Source organism: Bradyrhizobium sp. SPXBL-04, from assembly GCF_051853035.1.
Lineage (GTDB): Bacteria > Pseudomonadota > Alphaproteobacteria > Rhizobiales > Xanthobacteraceae > Bradyrhizobium > Bradyrhizobium zhanjiangense.
In genome coordinates, this window is the sequence record NZ_CP182472.1 from 2311965 (window position 1) to 2323408 (window position 11444).

Consider the following 11444-nt stretch of genomic DNA (forward strand, 5'->3'; position numbering starts at 1 on the left):
ACAGTCAGCTCAAGTTCCTTGACGATTGCCATGTGTCACCGTCATCCTCAATTGCCAAGGTTGGTACTTGACTGGCTGCGAGAGGGCTGCGTTTGGGCGCCGACGGTTAGAAGTCCATAGACTCGAGGCTGCCGCCGAGGGAGCTGCACCCTTTCTTCGGCTAGGTCATCTCGTGCCGCGGCTCGCGCAAATGGCCCTGTCGCGTTTCCTCCCGATGTCAGGATTGCTTCATGCACTTACTGGGGAACCAACCATCCTCCTTACGAACCTTGTCCTGACGGTTGATTTTCGCGAAATCAAAGTTGGTACGACACTTGCTGGTTCGTGCGGGGTCTCTCCCTCTGGAGATGCGCATGCAAAGTGTCCTCCGCATCAAGCAGGTCTCGCGATCCCTTATCTCACAGTGCGCTTTTGATGTCGCGATTCATTTGCGCCGTATCTGCCGGACGGCCCCGCTGAGACGCCAGGCAATCATGGGAGGAGTATGGCTTCGGCTTCGGCCGTTCAGTGTTGCTCATCGACGCCTCCCCGACGCCGTCATAGGGCGGAGGATCAGCCAACGGTTAGCGATGGCAGTTCGCAAGGTTGGGAAGAAAAATGACGCTCCTGTTGTCTTCGTCGGCAAGCAGAGAATCGATACCGACCACGCGCGGGTCGAGTCACGCACCGCCAAGCGCATCGGCGTCCTCTACCTTCCCTGTATCGCGCGGTTCAGTGCCCAGGAACTCCTCGTGCTCGGCCTTGAGAGAAAGCGAAGCGTCGTTAGGACAGGACCCCGGGGACCTCGGACCTTTTATCACCGCCGGCATCAGCAAGGCGGTTCAGCTTGGTCGGCATCGATGGCACAGACCATCAACACGGATGAGGGCGCGGTGATCCCCGATTTGGCCAGTGCGTCATCGGCGAGCTCGACCGATCACTTTGCATGTGCAAGGGCGCTTCGATTGCGGCGTGCCGTTCAGCCCGGACCAGGGATGGTGGCGGCATCTCGGCTGTTTGACGGGACGATCATGCCGGCACAGCCGGCCGCAAAGCAACGACTTCGGGAACGGTCTGACGCAGCGTGCGAGCGCTCAGAATTCACAAAGCACAAACCCAAGAGTTCAGGTCATGGAACGGATTTTGGCTCCGCCTGAAACAAGCGCAATCGAACACAGCGACAGGGAGCCTGATCGGCGTCCCATCATGGATCTCTTTAGCTTCACGGAATGCGCGAACCGGACGAATTCGCTCAGAGCGCTGTTTGAGCTCCTTGTAAGCCGTGCCACCGAAGAAGGATTCAGTGAAGTCGCTTACGGCGCTCTCAATTTCGTCGAGCCGCTTCGGCTGCCGGAGTATCCACCTCCGACTGTGGCTGTGAAGTGGCCGCCAGACTGGTGCGACCGGTACTTCAAACGCAAGTACCATACTATCGATCCGGTGGTGCGGCGGACGCCGATGCATACGCGGCCGTTTTTGTGGGATCAACTCGCCGACCGCCATCAACTTCAACCAGACGAGAGACGCGTACTGGACGAGGCGAGAGAGGCGGGCCTGAAGCATGGTATGAGCGTACCATTGTTCGGTCCGTCGGGGCGGGTATCAGTGGTGTCGTTTGCATCTCCGTCCGACGATGCTGATCCTCAGGGCCGCATCGGTCATCTCAAGGCGCTGGCCTCCCTCTTTCACAGCGCCTCTGGCGAGATCGCTCGTCCCTCCAATAATGATTGCGACCGAAAAGTTGCACTATCGCAGCGGGAGGTCAGTTGCATGCGGTGGGTGGCCGAGGGGAAATCGTCATGGGAAGTTGGGATGATCCTGGGAATCAGCCTGAATACAGTCAATTTTCATATCAAGAATGCGATGCGAAAGCTGGGTGCGACCAGCCGGATTCAAGCGGTTGCTATGGCTATTCGCCTCGATGGTCTTTGAATTTATCAGTCGAACGGGACGAGCTCCAACTGCCAAATTTTTGCTTGCAGCTTCTGGCGAGTTCAGCATGGCACTTTTGGCCAAATCGCAGGTAATCGAGACAAGCGATCTCAAACCTCACGCGGCCTGAGGTTGTGGAGCTCCATAACCCTCGACGACGTGTCGAATCGACTGACCTGGTCCGCCAGCGTTGGAGTCAGGCGCAGTCGTTCCATCCAGCCGGTGACCCAGACTTAGCCGAGCTCGGGCCCGGCGCTTCGGAAGTGCGGCAGGGATGCGAGGGAGATGAGCATCTGAAGAAAGAGCCCCGACCGTCGTCGGGGCTCCCGATTCAAGCAATCGCGTGGAGATCGCTATTTGGCAAACGCCGGGCCAAACTTGTAATTGAGCCGTGCAGTGATGAGATCGATGTCCTGGTGGACGCGATCGGCGCCAAGGGCCGCTGGGAAGCTTACGTTGCTGCGCTGCATGAATAAGTGGGTATACTCGACGCCAGTCGACCAGTTCGGCGTGATGCTGACTTCGGCACCGACGCCCAGCGCGCCACCCCAACGCACATCATTGTTTTTGGCAATCTCGGTGCCAGTAGCCACCGAGTTGACGTAATAGGTGTTGCTGGTCACGGCAGCACCGCCCTTGGCGTAAAGCAGCACAGCATTGAAGGCGTAGCCGATATGGCCAGTGAGCAGACCAAACGCATCTGTCTTGGTGCCAATGGTGGTTGCTGGGAAGGCGGTGCTGACATTGGAGCCGTTGAAGTCGGCCCAGTTGCCCTGGCCTTCGATGCCGTAGACCATTTGGAAGATGTGCCAACGATAGCCAATCTGGCCGCCAATGGTGCCGCCAGCCGAATCATGGCAACCCTCGGCAGTGACGCCATTGAAATCCCAGCAATTGTGGCTCGTGCCCCAGCCGCCATTGACACCGATATAGTAGCCGGACCAATCGATAATCGGGGCTGCGACCGGCAGCGGGGGCGCCTTGATCTTGACGGGCTGCCCGGAGAGGTCCGTGCCGAATGCGGGAGCGGCCGCGCTGAGTGCGCCGATGCATGCGGTCAGAATCAGAAAATTCTTCATTCGAGTGTCGTTCCTTTCGCTACCCCCGGCGGCGTGCGTTTAACAATATGATCGCGAATTGCTGTAACTGCGGCACAACATGTGTTCGAAAGAAATAGGTCCAATCGCACGCCGCGTCAGATTGTGAAGTGCGCAACTTGCCCTGCGCAGCCTCGACCGAAATGCTGCGGCCTGACAGTGGTCACTTGGCGCAGGTCCTTCTTTGAATGCGATCCGTTCATGATGGCCTGGGATGTCACGCAATGCCGCGAGGTGTTTGGCTCCTCTGCCGCCAACTAGCTCCAAAACCAGACTCCGCCAACACGCCCCGTGTATGCTCGTTGTCCACAGAGTTCGGCAAATGAAGACCGCTGGTCGAGGACGCGTATCGGGCGCTCAGGCTCATCCTTCCGGCAGGACGGTCATGCTGCCGCTAGCGATCGTAAGCGATGCGGTGGTGATCGATCACAGGCCTCGATCGCTTTGGCTCCGGACCTAGTACAAGTGTAGTGCGATGTTCCTCAATCTCTACCTCGATCGAGGGACGTCAAGAAGGCGGCTGCGCTTGACGAGGCTCTTGCTTGAAGTTGCGCGAGCTCGTGCCGAGCCCAAGGTCAGGAGAGAAAACGGTATGCCTTTTCCTGACGCCAGCGAATGACGGCTGCCCGTCTCGCCGCCTTTGAGTTCCAGCTTATTAGTCTAGGTCGCCAGAAGAGCTGCACAGATAACAGTCGTCGCGAACGTGCTCGTCTTCAGCGGGGCAGAACGTGAGCGGAGGGAAGGTTAGCTCGACTACGCTCTGACGCGGTCGTTGTCCTGCCGCATAAGGTCCCCAAGAGCCCTAACGAAGCCGAACCCATCTGCCAGTAGAGATCAAGCGCCTTATTGCTCGGTCGGCGGCGCCAGTTCCGCCCGCAAATTGCGTATCGCCTCGTTTGCCAAATTCAGAGTATTCCGTTCGCCGTTCCTTATCGAACACTCAAGCAAAGTTCGCAACCGGCTATGAAGGACCGTCTCGAGATTATGCGCCAGCAACGGATCCTTCTCGACAAAGCGCCAAGCCTTATCAAATGCAACGCTCACGATAGCATCTGGCACCTGCATTTGCTCGGATAAGAACTGATCCATCTAAACACTCCTCGACGTCCTGATACAAGGAAGTACCTTGCCAACAGCTAACCGAGAGTCTGTGGTTTGTCCCAGCAAGTAAGACATTAGGGCCGCAGCCCGCTTGCTATCGAGCTGCTCTCGGCGCTTCCATGAAGCTTATAGATGTTTGTTGAAGTTCCGATGACCGAACGTCATACTGCTAAACGCAATTCGAATATTTATGAAACGCTTGAAACGAGCACGCGTCGTTCGCGCGCTTCGTTGCCGCAGTGCTCTTGTTGCTTGGCATCGGTCAACATTTGTGGCTCTTCTTCCTGCAATCGGAAGATCGGGCGCCATGCCAATCACGACTAAAGCTGAACATGATGAAAATGGACCGTTCAGCTCCTTTCGCAGTCACAAGCCCAGAAGCGTTCTAATCGCAACACTGCTTGTCATGTCGTTTTTGGAATCGTGTGGCGTGTTCCGAACGCTGCTTGTTTGCTTTCTGACATGTGTCCGCGGCCCGTCGTCCTGTTGTTCGACCCTGCGCATGGCATCCTGCTCTCCGTGCGGTGTTTGCTCCAGGTGATCGCACTAGAGAAGGGCAGCGAGATGCAGCGCGATTGCGATGCTCCCCTACCGAATTCGTTATCGTCCGGCAAAGGAATGTGGGGTGCCGTCGTTGCGGGTTTGTAGGATACAATGCCGCAACGAGAGCGAACGCATTGAGGGATCACAAGCGCCGATAGTCGTGCGATGTCTCGCACGCATGTGTTGGGTTGCGCTTCCACGCTATCAGCCCTTGGGGTGGGTGGCAGATCATATAAGACGCGATAGCTATCAGGTGTTTGAGGAACATCAAGCTCTAAAAGCATGATGGCATTAGGTTAGGTTCGATAGCCTGCATTTTTGAGGTAGTTGGCGCATTCCTCGGGAGTGAAGGCATCGAGTGCTTGGCCAATTGCCGCGCAGACCGCGTCGACGGTTCGCGCGGCAGCTCCTGTGACTGCCGAGATTATCCAAGACAACGAAATCGCCCGGTCGAAGGACGGGCAGAAGAACCTTCTCGACGTAGGTGCGAAAGCTCACGCCACCGATCGGCCCTTCGATGAACCATGGCGCGTCGATCCGGTCATGGCGCAGGGCCGCCAAAAGGTCATGGTCTTCCAACGGCCGTGGGGAACCTTGGCGTGAAGTCTGTGCCCGCGCGGCGCCCATCCGCTCAAGGAAGCCATGTCAGTCCTGGTCCAGGTCTCGTCGATGAAGACCAGCCGCTCAGATTCGACGCGACCTTGATATTTTGTCCACTGGGCTCGCCGCCGCGCGACCTCGCGTTCGCCAGCCGCCACGCTTTTTTTGAAGCTGAGCTTCTCGGCATGCACGAAGTCCCACACCGAATGGTAGTCGACCTTCAGGCCGCGTCCGGCAAGCTCGACAACGAGCCCTCGTATGGTGAAATCGCTGTCCTTGATCCGCTGGGACAGCCAAACCGCGTTGGTCTCCCGAAACCGCCTTCGGCTTGTGACCGACCATCTGGCCAGGCTCAACGCTGCCGTTCTCCTCAACACGCTGCATCCAGCCGATGGCCGTGCTGATCGCCAGTCCGAACTGGTCGCCTGCTTTAGCGGCCCCACTTACCTGTTCTGACCACGTTGGGCGGAAGTCGTTACGGTCCCCTACGCCTGGGCAGAAATCAGATGAGAGCTTGACTGAAGAACTCCTAGTGCCAGTGAGGCATGCTCATGCGCGAGCAGCTCGGGCAGGCGGGCATATGTGATGTGCAGGCTTGCCTCGACGGCGGTGCGGTCAAGATCGAGCCGCAGCGGCATGGTGTTGATGAACAGGCCCATCGTGCGGCGGCATCGGCGCCGCCATGCATGGCCGAACAGCACCGTGCCGAACATCACCTGCTCACGGCCGCTGCTGCGCGCCACCACCTTCCCCACACGAGGTGGCAGAGGCTCGCCAGGGTCACACCAAGCCGCCGCGCCTGGCCGCGCACCCGCGCATCCTGCGGCAGCGTCCGCCGTGCCTCCGTGATCCCGCTACCGTCGCCGCGGACCTCGTTTAAGCCGAACAGCCGGCCCGGCTCAACCATATCTGCGAGCCACGTCCGGAAGAACTCTTCATGCGCCTTTGCATCAACGCTCACGCGCGCCTCCGTCACCAGATTGCAAAAAGGATGTGGGACTATCAGGCCATGCTCATGTCCCTCCAGCACGGCCAAATAGCACTAGGCCTACGGAGATGCGGCCAGCCATGTTTTAGGCCGGCCTTCCGCCGAGAGCGGACCGAACTCGACGGCCTGCCGCTCGAACAGACTGCGATAGATGCCGCCGGGTTGCACGATCAGCGCCGGATGCGTACCCTGCTCGACGATCTCGCCGCGGTCGAACACCAGGATGCGGTCGAGGCCGCGCACCGTCGACAGGCGGTGCGCGATTACGATCGAGGTGCGGTCCTTCATCAGCCGTTCCATCGCCTCTTGGATCAGCGCTTCCGATTCCGAATCCAGGCTCGACGTCGCCTCGTCCAGGATCAACACTGGCGCATCGGCAAGGAACGCGCGCGCCAGTGCAACGCGCTGCCGCTCGCCGCCCGACAGATTTACGCCGCGCTCACCCACCAGTGTGCCGTAGCCCTTCGGCGATCGTATGATGAAGTCATGCGCATTGGCGAGCCTCGCCGCCTGCTTGATCGCCGCCATGCTGGCGCCGGGTCGGCCATAGGCGATGTTTTCAGCCAGCGAGCGGTGAAACAGGATCGGCTCCTGCTCCACGATCGCGATCTGGCTGCGCAGCGACTGCTGCGTGGCTTTCGCAACGTCCTGGCCATCGATCAGGATCCGGCCGCCGGAGACGTCGTAGAGCCGCTGAAGCAGCTTGACGAACGTGGTCTTGCCAGAGCCGGAGCGGCCGACCAGACCGATCCGCTCTCCGGCGCGGATGTTGATCGACAATCCGTCGTAGAGCGGCACGCGATCGCTGTCATAGAGGAAGGTGACGTCCTCGAACGTGATCGTCCCACCGTGAATGTCGATCGGTTTGGCGTCGGGGGCATCGACAATGCCGATCGGCTCGCCATAGATGGTAACCAGTTCCTCCATGTCGTTCACCGAGCGCTGCAGATTGTTGATGTGCATCCCGACGTCACGCAAATAGGCGTGGATGATGTAATAGCTTGTCAACACATAGGTGACATCGCCCGGAGAGGTGCGCCCCGCTATCCACAGCAGGATGGCGCCGCCGATCACCGAAGCACGAAAGCACAAGAGCATCACAAGCTGCACCGTGCTCGTGCCGTTGGACCGCAGCCAAGTGCGCTGCACCCGCGCCCGCCAGCGTCTGACGACACGGTCAAGCCGCGCATCCTCACGCGCCTCAGCACCGAAGGATTTCACCACAGTATTGCAAGTGAGCGCGTCCGCTAGCGTGCCGCTGACTTTGCTGTCCCAAGCGTTGGAGACGCGCGCCGCCGGCGCGATGTAGCCGATCGTGAATGCCGTCGTCATGGCGACATAGATCACTGCGCCGAGCCCGAGCACGGCGCCGAGCTCGGGCCAATGCAGGCCGAGCAGGATCGTCGAGCCCACGAGCATCACGAGCGACGGCAACAATGCCATTAGGATCGTATGATTAAGCTGGTCGAGCGCCCACATGCCGCGGGTGATCTTGCGCACGGTCGAGCCGGCGAACGAGTTAGCGTGCCAGTCGGTTGAGAAGCGCTGCACGCGCATGAAGGCCCCACGGGCCACATCTGACATGGTCTTCAGCGTGAACGGCACGATCGCCTGCAAGCCCGTAAACCGCAATATAATCGAGAGCAGACCAAGCGCGAGGGTACCAGCGAACGCACTCAGTGCCGCATGTCGCGCCGCTTGGTCGGAGGGGACCGACGTCAATGCGTCCACCAGACGCCCGGAATACACCGGCATGAACAGGTCGGCGATCGTCGCCCCCAGGAAGCCGACGAGGATAATCGTGGCACGGACTGGCTGCTTCAGCCAGTGCTCCAACGCAAACGGGAGAACCAAGCCGATTGCGGCGGGTCGTTTGTCATCTTGACTTGTCATGGCGCTAGGGGTTTGTGGCGCACGCGGTGTAAAAACCGCTCGATCCAGACCCGATGTGCCCAATGCTTGGCGCGCCGTCCGAGGGATGCGATAAATGCCCGGAGTCTGGGGGCTGCGGCCGAAATCTTCTACCCATTTCACCCACTCTTAGCGTAAGCGCTTAGCCGAAGCGCCTCACGCTTTGCGAGCTCCTCGGGCTGAGAGCATCGATCTGAGACATCGGCCAGCCTTGCGCGATCCGACCTGGTGTGAGCCAGGTAGGCGGGATCGGCGTCACTCATCTTTGCCCGTGTGCAGAAGCGTGGGGATGTCCGCCTAGCTCCGGCATCGGCCATGGCTGTACGCATAATCGCATTTTGATGAAGGAAGTGTTCAGCATATGACCGCCAGAGACTTTGCGTTGCGGGATCGCGGCGCGACTTCATCTGGAAGATCACCTCCGCGTCGATCCGGATGGGGGTCATAGCAATCCGAACCTCCAACGTGCCACAAACGATCCACCGCCGAGCTCGCTGATCGTTAATTGCCGATGGCCCACCGGACAATTTGACGAATTAACCAGTGAGCAGCTCAGATCGTTACCCTCTTTCATTTTCTCTCCTCCGGCGCTTGCGCTTTGGTACTTTGCGAGACTTCGGCTTGCGGAGTCGCACAAAGAGACGCATAGCAAGCCTTCTGACCCTTGTAGTTGGCCAGCGTTTGGACCAATACCGACATAACGTGCTGTTTCAGTTTGTCCGGGATAGGTGCGGGGTCGTCCAGCGACTTCAGCGTCACCTCGATCAACTCGATCGCGCGGTCCTTGTTGCCGCTCTCGTAATAGTACTGAGCGATCGCCGGATAGGACAGGAACTTCGGGGCCTCGTCGCGTTGCGGAGGATTTACTGCTAGAATGTGTTCGGATAACTCCTTGCCCATCGCAAAGCGCTCGGCCTGCGGCAAATGAGAGTTGTCATTCGCCGGATCAAAGAGTTGGCGCATCGCCCCGGCCATCCACGGCGCGGATTTTTTGTTGATCGCGTCACGAACCAATTGGCGCATCACCGGCAGGCCGGCCTGCAAGTCATGCATTTTGTGAAGCAACAGATCCGCATGGAGCACGCGGAAGTACATGTCATCCGGCAAAACAGCGACGGCTTCTTCGACCACCGAAAGCGCCTTCGCCCAATCCTGCGCCTTCACCGCCGGCGTCAGTTTGGCGAAGATCGGCATTGTGCGTTGGCCCTCGGCGATCCGCGCTGCATCGGCGGCTTTCGCTTCATCGCTGATGCGCCAGCTGCCGGTCAGAATCTTCGGCAAAACGTCTTCGAGTTGCGTCGGGGAACCGATAAAGGCGATGTGGCCATCACGGTCGACGACGAACGAGGTGGGAATCCCAACAGAAAAGCTGGAATCCATCCAAAGCTTGTCCATTTCGCGTGTGTGGTCGAACCCGACCCGATAGTTGAGATTCGGCAACTTTTCGGTCAACCATGCGTCCAACTTGCTTCGGGCCTCTTCCGCTGTTTGAGCGCGCTCACGAGCTGCTATTGCGAGGACCTCAACTCCGCTATCTCTGTATTTCTCTTGCAGCTGTACCAGATCGGACAGCGCCGCCACGCACGGTGCGCACCAAGTTGCCCAAAATTCGACGATGTACACTTTCCCGGGCTGAAAGCTCGTGAGGGGCTGACCACGCAGCCAGTTCTCCACCCTGATCGGGGGAGCTGGGGATTCTAAGCCCAGCGCCATGTTACTCTCCAAAGTTATTGTCAGAGGCTGGGCGACGTTTTGTGCTAGCTGATCTCCGATCGCGACCGCGACCGCGAGGGGTGGTGCCTTGGTGTATACGGGCTGCCGAGCGAGATCCGCAGCGAATGTCGGTGTCGCCGCGCCAAGCGCGACGACACACAAAGTCACAAGCAACAAGCTCTTCCTCTCACAAGCGGGCCACATCGGTTCAAGGAAGGAGAGCATCGCTCGTCTCGCGTCTGGGTGCGCTCAGCACGTTCAGTACTGCTGCACCTAGTAGCAACGTCCGTGCCAGCATCGTCTGCGCGCATTAAGCGGCTAATTGCGCATGAATAGCTCAATGGCGGTTCACGGCGACCAGTGTTTTGAACCCGACGGGCTTTGTGCCGCTGTCGGAATTTGAACAAGAATTGCGCACTTCGCGCCGCCAGAAAACTGATTTGATGTTGTGAGCCGCCGAACGGAAACTTGGTAATCCCTGTCCCCTAAATTAGCTGGATCGAATGTAACCGTGTCATCTCCGGCGCGAGCTGGGATAATAGGGCGCGCCTGTTTTCGAATGTGGTGGCGAGCAGTTGCGATATGGAAAATCCAGCGGAAGCGGCGCGCTTAGGGGACGGTGAGCCCATAAATCCCAAGCCTTCGATCCCCGGTGCGTACGGCACGGCTGTCAGCCCAGCGATAAACGTTCAATAAGCGCGCCGTCAAGCGCCAGGAAAAGCCAAACGGAATCTCACTCCGCTGCTGCACGTGCCAGAATTAGCTTGGCGATCTTCATTTGGTTGGCGGGAGTTCGAAGCGCTGCCGGTAATGCCGCCACTGCCTGGTCGAGAAGGCGTCCCAAAACCTGAAGGTCTTCTGGGTGGTAAACGCCACGGTCGCGCGACAATCGCGCCGTTCGCCGGTCGCCGGCACGGCCACCGGTTCTCGTATCGCCGAGCTGGCCGAGCTCCAGTTCTGCCGTAATCATTTGGTTTGTGAGTGCGTTAAGCAGTCGGATCGCTTCGAGCTCGTTGCCTTCTTCGCGTATGAGGGCGGCCACGATGTCAAGTTGCAGGTCGATGCGATCCTCGAGGTCCTGTATGCGTGAATTGGCAGGGTCAAGTTCCACGGTGTTGCTCCAGAGCAGTTAAATGCAAGGCCAGGCTGAGTAGGTTGTGTCGTGCTTCCCCGTTCGCAAGACGGCAGACGCGGCGCTAGAACCAATGGCTGCTGCTTCAGGCAAGGTGCCCACGAACGGTCGCCGAAGAGAGAGGGGGGCAGGGTGCCGCGTAAGGACTGCTGCAAAGACGGAATCGATGGTATAGTTCGCTGCGAACAGCGTTGTAGATGGCCCGTCATTTGATTGGACCGTCGAGACGGTCCAGCGCATGGGGCAAGCGGGGACCCCGCTGATGACCGCAAGTCGAGAAGCGGCCGCCCGAACTGCTGCTGGATTCCTCGCCGCGTGGCACAGTGATCCGGACGTAACCAAAGGGCTCGCCAGGCAGAGTGCCATACAGAGCGCTTGGCGCTGGATGAAGCTGTTGCTGAAGATGCGCCGTTAGCTGGTCCAGAACCGGACTCCTCATCACGCCAGA

General features: G+C 59.1%; 8 protein-coding genes and 1 pseudogene. 1 reads left to right on the top strand and 8 read right to left on the bottom strand.

What is annotated here, in order from left to right:
* The first annotated feature begins 1185 nt into the window (after positions 1-1185).
* The gene (locus ACNJX8_RS10675) at positions 1186-1911 is read left to right on the top strand and encodes a helix-turn-helix transcriptional regulator (RefSeq protein ID WP_439361879.1); all 726 of its coding nucleotides are present in this window, start codon (positions 1186-1188) and stop codon (positions 1909-1911) included.
* Positions 1912-2264: 353 nt separating this feature from the next.
* Here ACNJX8_RS10675 and ACNJX8_RS10680 read toward each other — a convergent pair whose 3' ends face one another.
* The 8 genes and pseudogenes from ACNJX8_RS10680 to ACNJX8_RS10715 form a co-directional block, all read right to left on the bottom strand.
* Entirely contained in the window at positions 2265-2990 is a 726-nt protein-coding gene (locus ACNJX8_RS10680; protein ID WP_439360562.1) for an outer membrane protein, read from the bottom strand.
* Positions 2991-3851: 861 nt separating this feature from the next.
* Positions 3852-4097 carry a hypothetical protein gene (locus ACNJX8_RS10685; protein WP_128945999.1) on the bottom strand — a complete coding sequence of 82 codons (246 nt, stop codon included), beginning with the start codon at positions 4095-4097 and terminating at the stop codon, positions 3852-3854.
* 851 nt (positions 4098-4948) lie between these two features.
* Positions 4949-5684: pseudogene (locus ACNJX8_RS10690) on the bottom strand (IS630 family transposase); the annotation flags it as partial.
* Between the two features lie 53 nt (positions 5685-5737).
* Positions 5738-5995, bottom strand: a complete 258-nt coding sequence (locus tag ACNJX8_RS10695) for a hypothetical protein (protein WP_439360563.1) — start codon at positions 5993-5995, stop codon at positions 5738-5740.
* Positions 5965-6213 (bottom strand): hypothetical protein, encoded by a 249-nt coding sequence (locus ACNJX8_RS10700; RefSeq protein ID WP_439360564.1) that lies wholly within the window; start codon positions 6211-6213, stop codon positions 5965-5967. Before ACNJX8_RS10700 ends, ACNJX8_RS10695 begins: the two co-directional genes overlap by 31 nt.
* 87 nt (positions 6214-6300) lie before the next feature.
* The gene (locus tag ACNJX8_RS10705) at positions 6301-8133 is read right to left on the bottom strand and encodes an ABC transporter ATP-binding protein (protein ID WP_439360565.1); all 1833 of its coding nucleotides are present in this window, start codon (positions 8131-8133) and stop codon (positions 6301-6303) included.
* A 588-nt stretch (positions 8134-8721) separates the two neighbouring features.
* A complete protein-coding gene (locus ACNJX8_RS10710; RefSeq protein WP_439360566.1) occupies positions 8722-9864 on the bottom strand; it encodes a TlpA disulfide reductase family protein in 1143 nt (380 codons plus the stop codon).
* A gap of 733 nt (positions 9865-10597) precedes the next feature.
* Entirely contained in the window at positions 10598-10975 is a 378-nt protein-coding gene (locus ACNJX8_RS10715) for a NolY (protein ID WP_128946002.1), read from the bottom strand.
* Positions 10976-11444: the final 469 nt, after the last annotated feature.

What these genes read in the sequence shown, in the direction of transcription:
- ACNJX8_RS10675 (WP_439361879.1), top strand. Translation starts at nt 1,186, where the DNA reads ATGGATCTCTTTAGCTTCACGGAATGCGCGAACCGGACGAATTCGCTC.
- ACNJX8_RS10680 (WP_439360562.1), bottom strand. Translation starts at nt 2,990, where the DNA reads ATGAAGAATTTTCTGATTCTGACCGCATGCATCGGCGCACTCAGCGCG.
- ACNJX8_RS10685 (WP_128945999.1), bottom strand. Translation starts at nt 4,097, where the DNA reads ATGGATCAGTTCTTATCCGAGCAAATGCAGGTGCCAGATGCTATCGTG.
- ACNJX8_RS10705 (WP_439360565.1), bottom strand. Translation starts at nt 8,133, where the DNA reads ATGACAAGTCAAGATGACAAACGACCCGCCGCAATCGGCTTGGTTCTC.
- ACNJX8_RS10710 (WP_439360566.1), bottom strand. Translation starts at nt 9,864, where the DNA reads ATGGCGCTGGGCTTAGAATCCCCAGCTCCCCCGATCAGGGTGGAGAAC.